Below are 14,432 nucleotides of genomic sequence, written 5' to 3' on the forward strand. Positions count from 1 at the left end.
AATAAATGCGTGCAATGCGCTTCAGGGCAATTGCTGCTCAATGGTTAAATCAAGTATTCCGTCTGGCGGCTCATTCAGGGTGACACTGGCCTGCCAGTCACCCGATTGCGCCTGCGCCTGACCGCTACGACTGATTCGTGCAACCACCGTCCAGGCGTCAAAAGATGCCAAGCTGGTGTTTTCCAGCATGCGCATGCTGTCATCCAGCGTAACCCGGACCGGCCAGGATTGCGGCAAGGCTTGGCGCGACACCGCAAGCGGCATCGGCGGACCGTGCAATGCACGAACGAATACAAATAATGTGGCGTCCTGCGCCACTTGCGATTGCGCCTCGGGCGCGAGTGCTATATCGATTTCGAAGCGGATGTCTTGAGCATCCACCTCATCCGCAGATGCTGCGGGCTCAACACCAAACTCGGCGCGCAGCCAGGTGGCCATCTCATCCGGCAGATCGGGCAATGCGCGCAGACGCTCGATGTAGCGGGTCTGCGCAGCATCATCGCCGCGCTGGGCCGCCGCCAGCAGCGCATACCACAAGCCGCGCAAGTGCCCCGGCTCCAGGGCAAGCGCCTTGTCGATCAAACTCAGCGCTGCCGCATCGAGCTGTTGACCATTGGCCAGCCCCAGGGCTTCGGCCTGCGCCACAAGCAGGTCCGGATTGCCTTCGGCGGTCAATGCATTGGCTCGGGCGTAAGCCTGAGCCGCATCGGCATGCCGCCCCATAACGCTGTAGGACCGGCCCAACATCATCCAACCCTGCGGGTCATCCGGCTGCTCCTGTAGCCGCGCGTGCAAGGCGGTGACCAGCTCTTCCAGCGACGGCTGCTGATCCGCATCGACAGGTGGCGCCGCTGCGAAATGTTGGGCGCCATGACTCAACTGAAAAGTCAGTGCGGCCAGCGCGACCGGCACCGCGCACAATGCCAACTTTTGCACCAGCGACCAGCTTCGGTGTGCCCACTGCGACTGTTCCGGTGCAACCGCATGCATCTCCGCGGCAAATGTTTGCTCAAGCTGAGCCAGCGCTTCGGCGTGCTGCTGTGCATTCAATTCCTCAGCCCTGGCACGCCGCTCAAGCGTTTCACGCTGCTGCTTGAACGCTTCCGCATTGAGTTTTCGGCGCTCTTGTAACTGAACACCGCGGGATCCGCGCTGACTCCCGACAACCAGCCAGAGCCCTGCCGCCAGAGCCAGTAACAGACCAGTGATCCACACCAATTCAATCATTGATCAATGTCTTTCAGCAGACGCTCGACATCTGCATGTGTCTGTTCTCTCTCACCTTCGGCAGCGCTTTGCATGAGCGCTGCCGTGCGCCGCATACGCAACACCATGGCGGCACCAACAAGCAGCATCAACAGCGGCCCCAGCCATAACAACCAGGTTGTGGGCTTGAACGGCGGGCGGTAAAGAACAAAATCGCCGTAGCGTGCCGTCATGTACTGCCGAATGTCTTTGTCGGACTTACCCGCTTCAATCATTTGCCGGGTTTGTGCACGCAAATCTTCGGCCAAAGGTGCCGCGGATTCCGCAATCGACTGGTTTTGGCAAACCAGGCAGCGCAGCTCGTCATTCAGTGCGCGCCAGCGGTTTTCGTCCTGGTCAGTCCAGGCGTGAGCCAACAACGGCAGCATGAAAAAAACCAAAGCGATGCGACGCATGTCAGGACTCCGCCTTGAGCTGCTGCAACAGCGGCAACAGGTCCTGGTTGACGTAATCCCAGGTCAACGGCCCGATGCGCTTGGCCCGAATCACGCCGCGACGGTCGATCACGAACGTCTCCGGAACGCCGTACACCCCCCAATCGATGCCGACCAGACCATCGTAATCACGCAATGAGGTGACATACGGATTGCCCCGCTGTTCAAGCCAGCGCTGCGCATCGCCGGCTTCATCTTTGTAGTTCAGCCCAATGATGCGCATGCCAGGCTGCTCGCTCAAAGCGTTCAAAATTCCGTGCTCAGCACGACACGCCACACACCAGCTGGCCCACACATTCAGCAGACTGACCTCACCTTCAAACAACGCCTGGGTTGCAAGCTGATCACCCCCCAGCACCGGCAAGCTGAACGCGGGTGCAGGCTTGCCTATCAACGGCGAGTCAACCTCGCGCGGATCCAGCGACAGACCGCGACCAAGGACCGCGATCAAGGCCAGTAGAACCAGCAATGGCACAGCCACCAGCAAACGCTTCACGCTGCAGCCCCGAGCTCGGCGGTGGACGCGGACGCCTGAAGCTTGCGCTCCATGCGATAGCGTCGATCTGTCGCCGCGACTCCGCCACCAACTGCCATCAAAATTGCACCGAACCAGATCCAGCGTATGAACGGCTTCACATACAGCCGCACACTCCAGGCATCCTCGCCCAGCGGCTCGCCCAGAGAGACATAAAGATCGCGAAACAATCCAATATCAATCGCCGACTCGGTCATGGGATTGTTGGGTTGCGAGTGGTAACGCCGTTTCTCCGGCTCCAGCACGGTCAGCTGTCGCCCGTGGGAATCGCGAATCTCAATCACCCCATGTTCGGCGCTGTAGTTCGGCCCTTCAAGGTGATCCGTCCCCTTGAACAACCATTCGTAACCACCAAACGTAACCTGCTGGCCGGGGCGCATGGCCAGATCTTTCTCCGCGTCGGCCTGGCTGACCAAGCCAACGCCAATCGCGAAAATACCCAGGCCCAGATGCGCCACACTCATGCCCAGAATGGATGCCGGCGGCAACCGCCCTTTGCGCAACCAGGCAAAAATTTCGGCCAGCGCCGTCACCGTGCACCACATCGCCAGCACACAGGCCACAAAAATACCCACCCCACGCACATCAGGTGTCATCAGCGGTAGGGCCAAGCCGCCAACCAATGCGACCAGCATGGCCACACGATTGGCGCGCACCGCTGCGCCCCAGTCAGCCTTCCACCAATTAACCCGCCAGGAAAACCCAACCAGCGCCAACATCGGCAGCATCAACGGCACGAACGTCGCGTTGAACCAGGGTGGCCCCACCGACGGCTTGGGCAACCCCAAGGCATCAACCATGAGCGGATACAACGTGCCCAGCAGCACGCTGAATGCGGCCACCACCAGCAGCACGTTATTCACGAGCAGCAGGCCTTCACGTGAATTCAGGCGAATCGGTGCCTGCAGGCTCATGCTCGCCGCGCGCCAGGTGTACAGAGCCAGCGAGCCACCAACCACAACACTGAAAAAGCCCAGAATGTAGACACCACGGGCCGGATCAGTAGCGAATGCGTGCACCGAAACCAGCACCCCTGAGCGCACCAGGAACGTGCCCAGCAGGCTCAACGCAAATGCGGCGATAGCCAGCAGAATGGTCCAACTCGCCAGCACGCGGCGCTTTTCGGTCGCCGCCAGGGAATGAATCAGTGCGGTGCCGACCAACCAGGGCATGAAAGACGCGTTCTCTACCGGATCCCAGAACCACCAGCCGCCCCAGCCCAGCTCGTTATAGGCCCACCACGAGCCCAGCATGATGCCCAGCGTGAGGTAACTCCAGGCCCAGGTCGCCCACGGCCGGGTCCAGCGCAGCCATGCGGTATCAAGGCGTCCATGCAGCAAGGCCGCAATGGCGAACGCGAACGGCACCGTAAACCCGACGTAGCCCATGTACAGCATGGGTGGGTGTATCGCCAGACCGGGGTCCTGAAGTAGCGGATTCAGGTCACGCCCTTCCAGCGGCGCTGGCAGCAAGCGCTCGAACGGATTGGAGGTGAACAGGACAAACAGCAAAAAGCCCACCGTCACGCCCGCAATAACGGCCAACACCGTGGCACTGATCTCCAACGGCAGCTTGCGCGAACGTGATGCCACCGCCAGCCCCCAGCCTGTCAGCATCAGCAGCCACAACAGCAGTGAACCTTCATGGCCACCCCACACCGCCGAAATCTTGTAAATCAACGGCAAGGCACTGTTGGATTGGTTCGCTACATAAGACAGCGAGAAATCATCCTGCAGGAAGGCCACCGTCAACAAACAGAAGGCACAAAGAATCAGTACAAAGGATGCGCGCGCGGCCGGCAACGCCAGAACAAGCGACGCTGTGTTGCGCGAGCGCAACCCCCACAGGGGCACCACGAACTGAATTAGCGACACGGCCAATGCCGTGGCCAGCGCAAAGTGACCCACGGCCGCGATCATGAACGCTCCAGCGATTTGAATGGCGCGCAGCTGTGGCCGGTGCCATCGGCGCCGAGCTTCTCAGCCAGTTCCGGCGGCATGTAGTTTTCGTCATGCTTGGCAAGGACTTCGTCGGCAACGAACAGCCCGTTTTGCAGTCGCCCGGTCGCCACAATGCCCTGCCCCTCACGGAACAGATCCGGCAGGATGCCTTCATAGCTGACCGGCACGGCGTGCTCACAGTCCGCCATACGGAAATCAACCCTCAGACTGGCCGGCTCGCGCTGCACACTGCCGGGCACCACCAGCCCGCCGAGACGAATGCGCGCCTGCGGCGGCACATCACCGTTGACCACCTCCGTTGCGCTGTAAAAATACATCAGGTTTTCGCGAAAAACCTGGCTGGCCATGGCCACGATTGCCGCGACCATCACCACCAAACCCAACACCATAAAGGTGCGTCTTTGTCGTCTTGTCATTGAATTTCGTTGCGCCCCCGGCGTTCTCGCACAATCGCCTGGCGAATTCGACGCCCGCGCCACAGCGCGGTTCCCCAAGCCCCAAACAAGACCGCCAGAAATACCGCGTAACTGGGCCATAGATAGACGGCATAACCGCCCATGGCGAAGAACTCACTCATTGTTCCGCCTCAACAATTTCCCCGACCCAGCGGCTGTGCCGTTCGCGCCACAGCAAGGTCGCGCGCATGCGCACCAGCACGATGGTGCCGAATAACAGCGTGCTGGCCAGCGTCAACTCCAGCAGCGGCACCAGCATGCGCATATCCATGGATGGCGAATCAAATTTACTCACCGTGGGGCCCTGGTGCAGCGTGTTCCACCACTCGACCGAGTAGTGCACGATCGGCACGTTGACCGCCCCAACCAGGGCGAGCAGCGCACAGGCCCGAGCAGCTTGGCGTTTGTCTTCGATAGCCTGATCAAGAGCCAGCACGCCCAGATACAGGAACAGCAAAATCAGTTCGGAGGTCAACCGCGCATCCCACACCCAGTAGGTTCCCCACATCGGCTTGCCCCACAGCATGCCGGTGATCAGCGCTGCCGCAGTAAAGCCCGCCCCGGGTATGGCTGCGTCAATGATGTAGACCTCGGCCACCTTCATGCGCCAGATCAGTGCCACCACCGCGGCCACAGCCATGGAGGTGTATATGAACAATGACAACCAGGCAGCCGGCACATGCACGAAAATCATGCGGTAGCCCTGGCCTTGCTGATAATCCACCGGCGCCGCCCACAGGGCGCCGTAAAGGCCGTGCAGCAGCAGCAACAGACCAGGAATAGCGAGCAACCAGGCCAGACGCCCGGCAAACGGATAAAAGGTCGGGCCGGAGCCAAGCCTGTGAAACCAAAGCCACATAGAGATCAGGAGGATTCGCTTGCGATCTTAAGAGCCGCGGCGCTGGCCCAAGGAGCAAGAAACATGGCCGCGACGAGCATACAAGCGAGCAAGTATAACTGACCGGTGATGGGCAATCCGTCGTGTGCAGCAACCCCGCAGCCCGCGCCAAAAATCAGCACCGGCACATACAACGGCAACATCAACAAACTGGTCAGCAAACCACCTCGTCCCATGCCGGCTGTCAGCCCTGCCCCAATGCCCCCAAGCAGCACCAGCACCGGCGTGCCAAGCAGCAAGCCATAGAGGACCGCCCAGACCTGCTCGGCGGGAAAATACAAAGCACGACTCATCGGCCAGGCCAACAAAACCACCGGCAAGCCGGTGAACAACCAATGCACCAGGGCTTTGATAAACAGCACCAATGGCATGGGCCACGCCGAGAGCAGCATGGCGTCCACCCAGCCCTCCGCCATTTCCTGGCGATACAAAGCTTCCAGACCAAAAATGCACGCGGTCAACGCGCCAGCCCAAATCACCGCCGGCGCATAGCGCGCCAGATGCTCCGGTGAGGGCACGCCACCCAGAGGAAACAGCAGGCAGATCAGACAGAAAATCAGCGGCGCCTGCAGGGCATCGCCCCGGCGGCGCCAGTAGCGCTGCAATTCACGCCGCAACAACGCCGTCAGGCCGCGCATGCACCCTCCAGCGTCTCGATCCGTGGCGGCCTAGCCAACGGCAGCTCATCATGGCTCGCAAACACGCACACGCCACCCTGCGCACGATGGGCTTCGATCAGAGCCGACAAGCGTGCACGGTTGGTGTCATCCAGGCCGTTGGCCGGCTCATCAAGCAACCAGACCACGGCGTTTTCCAGCAACAGACGGGCCATGCCCACGCGCTTTTTCTGTCCGGTCGACAACTGGCCAACCCGCCGCGCGAGCAGCGGCGCAAGCTCAAGGGCATCGATTGCAACAGCGGTTTGTGTCGCGCAGGTGTCGGCGATGTAACGCAGATTGTCGGCGACACTCAGATCGCGACTCAGACCAAGTCGCTCATCAAGAAAGCCAATCGCTTGCCGAGATTCATCCATGCGGCTGGCAAAGCCTTGGCCACGCCAACTGAGACGGCCTGTTTCGGGCGTCACCAAGCCCGCCAGTATGCGCAGCAAGGTCGTTTTGCCACGCCCATTGGGCGCGCGCAGCCACAGCACGTCCGCCGCATGCAGCTGCAATGAATAACCGTTGAAGAGTTCGCGCTCGCCGCGCCGCAACCACAGATTTGTGGCGCTAAGAATCGCCTCAGACATACTCAACCCCAGCCTGACGTCGAGCGATACCGCCGAGTCGCGTGATGGACAAATCCGAAGGCGGGTTCAGCGGCAAAGTGAGGGCGATCTGGGCACGGACGAAACTGGTGCCCGAGGCCGGAATCGAACCGGCACGGCCGCAATGGCCGGCGGATTTTAAGTCCGCTGCGTCTACCAATTCCGCCACCCGGGCCATGCACGATTGAATGGAGGCTAGGACCGGAATCGAACCGGTGTACACGGCTTTGCAGGCCGTTGTATAACCACTCTACCACCTAGCCATTGTGCTGATCATACAAAAAACCCCGGATGAACCGGGGTCAGATGTCGCGGAAGCTCCGACAACGCATCGGACCGCAGTAACTGGAGCGGGAAACGAGATTCGAACTCGCGACCTCAACCTTGGCAAGGTTGCGCTCTACCAACTGAGCTATTCCCGCATCTGGGTCTATTTTACGTCATTTTGATGACGCCCGGAAACCCTTCCGGATTCACTGACTTGCAGTGGCTTGAAGCCGCTGCCTCAGCGAGGAAGGCGGCATTTTAGGGGTTTTTCTGTGGGTGTCAACCCAAGCCGGAATTGGCCCCGTGATGGTCAGTCGGCTTGCGACAACAAAGGCCATGCGGCGCGCAAATACACAGCCATCGACCACAGGGTCAAAACGCTGGCAATCAGCAGTAAAGCGTAGCCCAGATCGTAGACCGGCAAGTTGAAAGTGGACTCTTCCCACAGCAGCATGGAAATGGCCGTCATCTGCGTGCCGGTCTTGAGTTTGCCGATACCGCGCACCGCCACACTGGCGCGCTGACCAAGCTCTGCCATCCACTCGCGCAGGGCGGAAATAGTGATCTCGCGCCCGATGATCACGGCCACCGGCAGCAGCATGGCCACGCCTGGATCATTTTGAAGCAGCACCACCAGCGCTGTCGCCACAATCAGCTTGTCGGCCACCGGATCCAGGAATGCGCCGAAGTTGGACATGGCATTCAAGCGTCGGGCGAGGTAGCCGTCCAACCAGTCGGTAATTGCGGCCAGGATGAAGATGATCGCGGCAACAATCGTGTTGTGCTGAAAATCGAGATAGTAGACGAGCACCAGCAAGGGGATCGCCAGCACGCGCAGCAGCGTCAGTTGCGTCGGCAAAGTCAGGCGCAAAACAGTTATCCGGAGGGGTTTTCGTGCAAATGATCATACACGCGCCGTGCCAGGGCGCGATGAAAGCCTTCGACTTTCTGCAGCTCATCCAGGCTGGCGCGGCGCAACTGACGCATGCCGCCAAAGCGCCGCAACAAAGCCTGGCGCCGCACCGGGCCTAAACCCGGTATGTCGTCCAGCTCGGAACGTGTGCGCGCCTTGGCCCGTCGCCCACGATGCCCGGTGATGGCAAAACGGTGTGCCTCGTCCCGGACCTGCTGAATCAGATGCAGAGCCGGATCATCATCATCCAGGCGCAGTGCCTCGTTCTTACCCGGCATGAACAATTGCTCCAATCCCGGTTTGCGAGCACTGCCCTTGGCCACACCCAATATCAGCGGCGGCTCAACCGCAAGCTCCTCCAGCGCACTCATGGCCGAGGCCAACTGCCCCTTGCCGCCGTCAATCAGCAGCACGTCTGGGCACGGGCTCTCGCCGCTGACCACGTGCTTGAAGCGACGCAGCACCGCCTGGCGGATAGCCGCATAGTCATCGCCCGGGGTGATCCCGTTGATGGCAAAGCGCCGGTACTGCGATTTATCCGCCCCTTCGCTACCGAACACCACGCAGGAGGCCATGGTCTCTTCACCGCGGCTGTGACTGATATCGAAACATTCCAGGCGCTCGGGCACACGCTCCAGCGCGAAACGCGCCTGCAGCGCCAACAGACGACTGCCAATGTTCTGGCGAGACAAGACCCGGTGCTTGAGCGCCTCGCGCAGGCTGGCGCTGGCCATGTCACGCAGGCGCCGACGCACGTCGCGCACTTGCGCCTTGATCACCAGCTTGCGTCCGGCCGCCTCACTCAAGGCGTGTGTCAGCCAGTCGGCCTCGGCCGGGGCCACATTGACGATCAGCTCGTCGGGTGGCGCATGTGAGGTGTAATGCTGAGCCAGAAATTCGCCCATCAACTCCTCCGCGCTGACATCCTTGGGCACGCGCGGGAAGTGCTGCACCTGCCCCCGGTTCTGCCCTGCCCGAATACTCATGACCCCAACGCCGGTCAGGCCGTTGATGGACTCCAGCACGACCACATCGGCATCGCCCTTGAGTCCGGTCACGATTTTGGTCTCCTGCATGCGCCGGATGGCCGCAATGCGGTCTCGGGTGCGTGCGGCTGACTCGAAATCCAGCGCCGCCGCCTGCTCATCCATGCGCGACTGCAACGCGCGCACCAGGGATTCGGCGCGGCCCTGCATGACATCACTGACCGCATCAACGCTGGCGGCATAGTCGGCTTCGGAAACCAGCCCCACGCACGGTGCGCTACAGCGTCGAATCTGGTGTTGCAGACAGGGGCGCGTGCGCGCTTCGAAATAACTGTCTGAACAACCTCTTACCTCGAAAACCTTCTGTAAAGTCGAGATTGTTTCACGGACCGTAGCCGCACTCGGGAACGGGCCAAAGTAACGCTCATTCGGCTTGCGCGCACCGCGGTGGAACACGATGCGAGGATAGCGATGACCGGTCAGGCGCAGATAGGGGTAACTCTTGTCGTCGCGCAAACACACGTTGTAGCGCGGCTTGAGCGATTTGATCAGGCTGCTTTCCAGCAGCAGCGCTTCATCCTCGGATGCGGTGATGCTGATCTCGATCGCAGCGACCTGATCGACCATGGCCTCGATACGCGGGTTACCACTGGCGCGCAGAAAATAGCTGGAAACGCGCTTCTTCAGATTGCGCGCCTTACCGACATACAGCACCTCACCGCCGCCATCGAGCATGCGGTAGACGCCGGGCTGAGTGGTCAGCCGGCGAACAAAAGCCTGTGCATCAAATGCCTCAGCTGCCGTCATCCAGCACGCCGTAACGCATCGCCATGCGGGTCAGCTCTACGTCGTTGGTGACATTGAGCTTGTCGAACAACCGGTAGCGGTAGGTGCTGACGGTCTTGGGCGAAAGACACAGGCTGTCGGAAATCTCCTGATTACCCAGCCCCTTGGTCACCATCAGCATGACCTGCATCTCGCGCTGCGAAAGCCGATCGAACGGTGATTGGTCGGCATCGCTGCCCTTGACCAGGCTGGCAGCCAGATTGCTGGCCACGCTGGCGGCCACATAAATACCGCCATCAGCAACACGCCGGATGGCACTGACCACTTCGTCGGCCGCGGCGTCCTTGCTGATGTAACCGCGCGCACCCGCCGAGAGCAAACGGCTGGGGTAAGGCTCATCCATATGCATGGACACGGCAATGATGCGCACCGAGGGATGCCGCTGCAGGATTCGGCGGGTCGCCTCAAGCCCCCCAATACCAGGCATGTTGACGTCCATCAACACCACATCCGGTTTGAGTTCGCGCACCTGCTCAATCGCATCTTCGCCACTGCCGGCCTCGGCAACGACCTCCATACCCGGTGTGTCTTCCAACACCCGGCGCAAACCGGCTCTCACCAGTCGATGGTCATCGCACAGAATCAGTCTTATCAAAGCTCACCTCCGCTGCGTGGATTCTAGCAGTGATCAGCGCGACGTCCCGGCTTTTTAAGGCTGCTGGCCTACTGCGCAGGCTCGGGTTATGGTGCGCCTCCCATCACCGGGATGAACCTCGATGCGCCTTGTTATCAAGCTGCTTGTGCTCGCTGCCATACTGGTTTCGGCCACCTGGCTGGTACTGCCACACCTCTGGCAACCCGGACTCGAGCGTTACCAGCAGGCGCAGCTCAAGGCCGCTACGCCCGACGCCCCCGGCGTGACGCTGACCTGGCTGGGCGTCAGCAGCCTGCTCGTTCGCGACGGACAACATGCCTTGCTGATCGACCCTTTCTTCAGCAGGCCGCCGGGCCTGTGGGGGCTGTTGAGCAACCAGAACATTGCACCCGATCATGCCGCCATAGAACGCGGCCTGAAACAACTCGGCGTCGAGCAGCTGGATGCCGTACTGGTGTCCCATTCGCACTTTGATCACGCCATGGACGCCGGCGTGGTGGCGCGTATCAGCGGCGCAGATCTGATCGGCTCATCAAGCACCCTGAACATTGGCCGTGGCGCCGGCCTGCCGGGCGAGAGGCTCAAGCAGGCCAGTCCCGAGCAGCCCATGCGCTACGGCCCGTTTACCCTGCACTGGATACGCAGTCAGCATGCCGGAGCCACCGGCGGGCGCCCGACCGGCGATATCACAGCACCACTTACGCCTCCTGCCGGCTATATGGACTATCGCCAGGGCGGCACCTGGTCGATCTTGATCGAACATGCTGATGGCACGCTATTGCATCACGGCAGCGCCGGCTTTGAACCTGGTGCGCTAGAGCCCTACCAAGCCGATATCGCCATTCTGGGCGTTGCGCTGGTCGACGATTACAGCCGCTATTTCGACCAGGTGATCGACGCCACCGGCGCCAAAACCATCATCCCGGTGCACTGGGATGATTTCACCCGCCCACTCAATAAGCCGTTACGACCCTTTCCGCTGATCGTGAGGCTGGACCGCTTCTTCAATGCGGTGGATTACCGCGCTGACCTGGAAGCGGTCACGCTGCCGCTGGGCCAGGCAACGCAGGCGCCCTGGCCGGCGTCGCCTGCACTCAACTAACTGCCAATACCGATCGCGTTGAGGTTGTTCTCACGCGATTCGATCGCCTCGCGGGTGCGCTGTTCCAGCTCGTCCTGGCTGCGCGACAATTCACGAATGCGCTCAATTTCCTTGAGCGTATACGACTCCCATTTATTGGCCGAGGCGAAGGTGTCGCGTGATTGCTTGGCACGGCGGAAGGCCTGCAGGGCCGGCTCGTATTTGCGGTCGTTGAAATAGGCCATGCCCAGCAACATCAAATTGCCAGCCGGATTCTTCAAGCCGCCCTGTTGATCGGCCTGGATCGCCGCCTCGGCCGCGGCGGCGTAGTCACCGGCATTGAAATGCACCCCGGCCAGTCGCGCGTAGTACAGCCCATCGCCGCTGATTTGCGCCGCCTTGCTGAGGGTCGGAATGGCCTTTTCGTACTCGTTGGCCTGTGCCCAGGCATTGGCCAGCGATTCCACGTTTTTGGGCGATTCTTCGATCGCACCTTTGGCCATGCCCTGCTCGATGATGCGTCCAGCCTTGTACGGCACCTGCTCGCCCTGCCACATGTAGGCCAGATTGAGCAGGTCCGATTCGGTTTTCAGCGCGCCGTGCTCGTACAAGGCGTCGAACACAGCCAGGCGCTCGCCGCCCTGCCCGGTCTCGCTGTACATGCCCGCCAGCTGACGCAGATAGGTGCTGTTGGGGTACAGCGATATCAGCTCTTCGTAGGTCTGCGCGGTCGAAGCGTAGTCACCCTTGGTGTAGCTGAGCACCGCCTTGAGGCGCAGCCAGCCCTCCTGCACACGATTGCCAGCGGCCCGCTCAAGCGCAAGTGCATCGTCCACGTGGGTCATGGCGCGATCGTACTCATGCGTCTGATAGTACGCCTGAGCCAACATAATATGCGCGGTCGGCGTGGGCTTGTCCGCCGTTTCCAGCCATTCGTTCATGAAGCGGATGCAGTCGCCATATTGCTCCATCTGAAAATACAGTTGAGCAATGGTGTACTTGGCCGTAAGGACCAGCCCGTTGGGTGCGTCCTCCTGCTCCATAACCTTGAAATAGGCATCAATGGCCTGCTGATACTCATCCCGGCTGGCGTATATGAAAGCGTAGAAATTCCACAGCTGAGCCGTGGCATAACTGTTCAGGCGCCCGCGCTCCTTGAGTCGGTCAAGGATGTACAGCGCATCATCATGGCGATCCTCGGCGGCCAGTTCCTGGGCCTTGGTCAACTGATCAAAGGTGCGTGCGTCGATGGCACCGTTTTGCGCCCACAGGGCGCCCGCCGGGGCCAGCAGTGCCGCCAGCATCAGCATTTTCAAGCGCTTCGCCATGCTCTTATCCATTGCTCATGCGGAATTTGATACGCGTGCGCACCGCCGGCACTTCCTGGGCTTCACCATTGATGACGCGCGGCTTGTACTTGTAACGCAGGGCCGAATCGATGGCCGCCTGATTGAACACCGAGTCGGTGCTCTGCAGCACTTTGGGATTGCGCACAGAACCTTGCTTGGTGACCGTGTATTCCAGCACGACGTCACCTTCCAGCCCCCGCTTGAGGGCACGCCGTGGGTATTGCGGGGCAACCTTCACAATAGGCAGATATTCCCCATCCGACGCGGACAAACCAGCCCCCATGCTGAGGTCAAGCTTGGCCACCAGTTGATCCACGCCCCCCAGCGCGCCGATCTGAGCATTACCGTCGATGTTATCGAAAGCCTGCTCCGGCACGTCCGGCGGAGGGGTGTCGTCAAGCTGCGGTTTTTCGGGCTTCTCCAGCTGGCGCTGGGTCTTGATCTCGACCTCCGGCATGGCGATTTCCGGCAACTTCACCGTGGTCGATTCATCCAGCCGGCGGTCAGCAAACTGAATCAGCGACACCATCACCATTTGCAGACTGAACGTCACAATCGCAGCCGGGAACACCACCATCAATAAACGCATCCCCGACTCCTACTGCTCTGTGGCCAGTGAAACGCGTTCCGGCGGCACCACCTGGCGCGCCTGATCCAGCACTTCGGTGAAGGTCTTCACCGAAGCCAGCTCATCGGCCTGAATGATGACCGCGCCCTCCGGGTTTTCCGCGTGCAGGCGCTCGATGTTGGCGCGCACCGAGCGAATGTCGACGCGGCGGCCATCCATCCACACCGAGTTGTCAGCATTGATCGCAACCAGCACCGCGGCGTTTTTCTGTTCGGCGGTATTGGCCTGCGGGCGATTGACTTCAACCCCGGCTTCCTTGATGAAGCTGGCGGTCACGATGAAGAAGATCAGCATGATGAACACGACGTCGAGCATCGGCGTCAGGTCGACCGTGCCCTCTTCTTCCAGTTCGTCGTTGGATACGTAGCTACGTGCCATGAGTAGTCCTTGTCACGAGCCGGCTAAAGCGCCGGCTCCAGATGATGTCGAGGCAGTTCGTGATCAATGGCCTCGCGGCGGCGCCGCGCCATGCGCTCGAGATAGATGTTTCCGAATACGCCCGACAGCGCGGCCACCATGCCGGCCATGGTCGGGATGGTGGCGCGTGAGACGCCGCCCGCCATGAGCTTGGCGTCGCCACCACCGGTCAGCGAGAGCACGGTGAACACGTCGATCATCCCGGTCACCGTGCCGAGCAAGCCGAACAGCGGACACAGAGCGATCAGCACCTTGATCACGCGCAGGTTGTCGTTGACCTTGACCTTGAGCTCCGAGACCAGCATGCGGCGCACCGCATCGCCGTACCAGGAAAACAGATCCTGGCGAGCATGGAAGTCATGCGCCGCATGTTTGAGCTCGCTCTGGAACGGGCGCAGGTAGTACACCACCCGCTCCAGAATGAGCATCCACATCACGAAGGTCAGCACTGCGATCAGCTGCAGTACCGGCCCTCCTGCGGTGAAGAAGTCATCGATCGCCTCGCGGGCATCGAGCAGAAACAGCAACATGGCT

The 14,432-nt window shown here is 60.8% G+C and carries 17 protein-coding genes and 3 tRNA genes; 1 reads left to right on the top strand and 19 read right to left on the bottom strand.

Translation table 11 applies throughout. From position 1 onward, the window contains the following. Window positions 1-21: 21 nt before the first annotated feature. The 15 genes from ccmI to ATO7_RS13545 form a co-directional block, all read right to left on the bottom strand. On the bottom strand, window positions 22-1,227 hold the full coding sequence (gene ccmI / locus ATO7_RS13475) for a c-type cytochrome biogenesis protein CcmI (protein WP_083562521.1): 1,206 nt from the start codon (window positions 1,225-1,227) through the stop codon (window positions 22-24). After that, complete coding sequence (locus tag ATO7_RS13480; protein ID WP_083562524.1) at window positions 1,224-1,661, bottom strand: cytochrome c-type biogenesis protein; 438 nt, start codon at window positions 1,659-1,661, stop codon at window positions 1,224-1,226. The genes ccmI and ATO7_RS13480 overlap by 4 nt, the downstream gene beginning before the upstream one ends. A 1-nt stretch (window position 1,662) precedes the next feature. Beyond that, entirely contained in the window at window positions 1,663-2,196 is a 534-nt protein-coding gene (locus ATO7_RS13485; RefSeq protein WP_083562526.1) for a DsbE family thiol:disulfide interchange protein, read from the bottom strand. Further along, the gene (locus ATO7_RS13490; RefSeq protein ID WP_083562528.1) at window positions 2,193-4,154 is read right to left on the bottom strand and encodes a heme lyase CcmF/NrfE family subunit; all 1,962 of its coding nucleotides are present in this window, start codon (window positions 4,152-4,154) and stop codon (window positions 2,193-2,195) included. The genes ATO7_RS13485 and ATO7_RS13490 overlap by 4 nt, the downstream gene beginning before the upstream one ends. After that, window positions 4,151-4,612, bottom strand: a complete 462-nt coding sequence (gene ccmE / locus ATO7_RS13495; RefSeq protein WP_083562530.1) for a cytochrome c maturation protein CcmE — start codon at window positions 4,610-4,612, stop codon at window positions 4,151-4,153. The genes ATO7_RS13490 and ccmE overlap by 4 nt, the downstream gene beginning before the upstream one ends. Then, complete coding sequence (ccmD, locus tag ATO7_RS13500; RefSeq protein ID WP_083562532.1) at window positions 4,609-4,773, bottom strand: heme exporter protein CcmD; 165 nt, start codon at window positions 4,771-4,773, stop codon at window positions 4,609-4,611. The genes ccmE and ccmD overlap by 4 nt, the downstream gene beginning before the upstream one ends. Further along, window positions 4,770-5,510 carry a heme ABC transporter permease CcmC gene (ccmC, locus tag ATO7_RS13505; RefSeq protein WP_083562534.1) on the bottom strand — a complete coding sequence of 247 codons (741 nt, stop codon included), beginning with the start codon at window positions 5,508-5,510 and terminating at the stop codon, window positions 4,770-4,772. Before ccmC ends, ccmD begins: the two co-directional genes overlap by 4 nt. A gap of 5 nt (window positions 5,511-5,515) precedes the next feature. Next, window positions 5,516-6,187 carry a heme exporter protein CcmB gene (ccmB, locus tag ATO7_RS13510; RefSeq protein ID WP_083562536.1) on the bottom strand — a complete coding sequence of 224 codons (672 nt, stop codon included), beginning with the start codon at window positions 6,185-6,187 and terminating at the stop codon, window positions 5,516-5,518. Continuing rightward, on the bottom strand, window positions 6,175-6,798 hold the full coding sequence (gene ccmA / locus ATO7_RS13515) for a heme ABC exporter ATP-binding protein CcmA (protein WP_083562538.1): 624 nt from the start codon (window positions 6,796-6,798) through the stop codon (window positions 6,175-6,177). The genes ccmB and ccmA overlap by 13 nt, the downstream gene beginning before the upstream one ends. 105 nt (window positions 6,799-6,903) lie before the next feature. Beyond that, window positions 6,904-6,991 (bottom strand) — tRNA-Leu (locus ATO7_RS13520). A gap of 14 nt (window positions 6,992-7,005) precedes the next feature. Beyond that, window positions 7,006-7,079, bottom strand: a tRNA-Cys gene (locus ATO7_RS13525). An 83-nt stretch (window positions 7,080-7,162) separates the two neighbouring features. Then, window positions 7,163-7,238 (bottom strand) — tRNA-Gly (locus ATO7_RS13530). Window positions 7,239-7,393: 155 nt separating this feature from the next. After that, window positions 7,394-7,954, bottom strand: coding sequence for a CDP-diacylglycerol--glycerol-3-phosphate 3-phosphatidyltransferase (gene pgsA, locus ATO7_RS13535; protein ID WP_206044927.1), 561 nt, complete (start codon window positions 7,952-7,954; stop codon window positions 7,394-7,396). A gap of 5 nt (window positions 7,955-7,959) precedes the next feature. Continuing rightward, window positions 7,960-9,789: an excinuclease ABC subunit UvrC gene (gene uvrC, locus ATO7_RS13540; protein WP_083562540.1), complete on the bottom strand. Its 1,830-nt coding sequence runs from the start codon at window positions 9,787-9,789 to the stop codon at window positions 7,960-7,962. After that, window positions 9,776-10,423, bottom strand: coding sequence for a response regulator (locus ATO7_RS13545; RefSeq protein WP_083562541.1), 648 nt, complete (start codon window positions 10,421-10,423; stop codon window positions 9,776-9,778). Before ATO7_RS13545 ends, uvrC begins: the two co-directional genes overlap by 14 nt. Before the next feature lie 121 nt (window positions 10,424-10,544). Here ATO7_RS13545 and ATO7_RS13550 point away from each other — a divergent pair, with 121 nt between their 5' ends. Further along, a complete protein-coding gene (locus ATO7_RS13550) occupies window positions 10,545-11,525 on the top strand; it encodes an MBL fold metallo-hydrolase (RefSeq protein ID WP_083562544.1) in 981 nt (326 codons plus the stop codon). Here ATO7_RS13550 and ATO7_RS13555 read toward each other — a convergent pair. From ATO7_RS13555 to ATO7_RS13570, 4 genes are read right to left on the bottom strand one after another with little or no spacing between them, the layout of a single operon-like run. Beyond that, window positions 11,522-12,832 carry a tetratricopeptide repeat protein gene (locus ATO7_RS13555; RefSeq protein ID WP_146680356.1) on the bottom strand — a complete coding sequence of 437 codons (1,311 nt, stop codon included), beginning with the start codon at window positions 12,830-12,832 and terminating at the stop codon, window positions 11,522-11,524. The genes ATO7_RS13550 and ATO7_RS13555 overlap by 4 nt on opposite strands. A 4-nt stretch (window positions 12,833-12,836) precedes the next feature. Beyond that, the gene (locus ATO7_RS13560) at window positions 12,837-13,442 is read right to left on the bottom strand and encodes an energy transducer TonB (RefSeq protein WP_206044928.1); all 606 of its coding nucleotides are present in this window, start codon (window positions 13,440-13,442) and stop codon (window positions 12,837-12,839) included. Between the two features lie 9 nt (window positions 13,443-13,451). Beyond that, window positions 13,452-13,859, bottom strand: a complete 408-nt coding sequence (locus ATO7_RS13565) for an ExbD/TolR family protein (protein ID WP_083562548.1) — start codon at window positions 13,857-13,859, stop codon at window positions 13,452-13,454. Between the two features lie 23 nt (window positions 13,860-13,882). Next, a complete protein-coding gene (locus tag ATO7_RS13570) occupies window positions 13,883-14,428 on the bottom strand; it encodes a MotA/TolQ/ExbB proton channel family protein (RefSeq protein ID WP_083562550.1) in 546 nt (181 codons plus the stop codon). Between the last annotated feature and the right edge of the window lie 4 nt (window positions 14,429-14,432).

Origin of the sequence: Oceanococcus atlanticus (genome assembly GCF_002088235.1) — a bacterium.
In the GTDB taxonomy this organism is placed as follows: Bacteria; Pseudomonadota; Gammaproteobacteria; order Nevskiales; family Oceanococcaceae; genus Oceanococcus; species Oceanococcus atlanticus.

Bases quoted from the DNA above. Each gene is read 5' to 3' on its own strand.
- ccmE (WP_083562530.1), bottom strand. From the start codon at position 4,612: ATGACAAGACGACAAAGACGCACCTTTATGGTGTTGGGTTTGGTGGTG.
- ATO7_RS13480 (WP_083562524.1), bottom strand. From the start codon at position 1,661: ATGCGTCGCATCGCTTTGGTTTTTTTCATGCTGCCGTTGTTGGCTCAC.
- ccmD (WP_083562532.1), bottom strand. From the start codon at position 4,773: ATGAGTGAGTTCTTCGCCATGGGCGGTTATGCCGTCTATCTATGGCCC.
- ATO7_RS13490 (WP_083562528.1), bottom strand. From the start codon at position 4,154: ATGATCGCGGCCGTGGGTCACTTTGCGCTGGCCACGGCATTGGCCGTG.
- uvrC (WP_083562540.1), bottom strand. From the start codon at position 9,789: ATGACGGCAGCTGAGGCATTTGATGCACAGGCTTTTGTTCGCCGGCTG.
- ccmI (WP_083562521.1), bottom strand. From the start codon at position 1,227: ATGATTGAATTGGTGTGGATCACTGGTCTGTTACTGGCTCTGGCGGCA.
- ccmC (WP_083562534.1), bottom strand. From the start codon at position 5,510: ATGTGGCTTTGGTTTCACAGGCTTGGCTCCGGCCCGACCTTTTATCCG.
- ATO7_RS13570 (WP_083562550.1), bottom strand. From the start codon at position 14,428: ATGTTGCTGTTTCTGCTCGATGCCCGCGAGGCGATCGATGACTTCTTC.
- ATO7_RS13550 (WP_083562544.1), top strand. From the start codon at position 10,545: ATGCGCCTTGTTATCAAGCTGCTTGTGCTCGCTGCCATACTGGTTTCG.
- ATO7_RS13565 (WP_083562548.1), bottom strand. From the start codon at position 13,859: ATGGCACGTAGCTACGTATCCAACGACGAACTGGAAGAAGAGGGCACG.
- ccmB (WP_083562536.1), bottom strand. From the start codon at position 6,187: ATGCGCGGCCTGACGGCGTTGTTGCGGCGTGAATTGCAGCGCTACTGG.
- ATO7_RS13560 (WP_206044928.1), bottom strand. From the start codon at position 13,442: ATGCGTTTATTGATGGTGGTGTTCCCGGCTGCGATTGTGACGTTCAGT.
- ccmA (WP_083562538.1), bottom strand. From the start codon at position 6,798: ATGTCTGAGGCGATTCTTAGCGCCACAAATCTGTGGTTGCGGCGCGGC.
- ATO7_RS13555 (WP_146680356.1), bottom strand. From the start codon at position 12,832: ATGGCGAAGCGCTTGAAAATGCTGATGCTGGCGGCACTGCTGGCCCCG.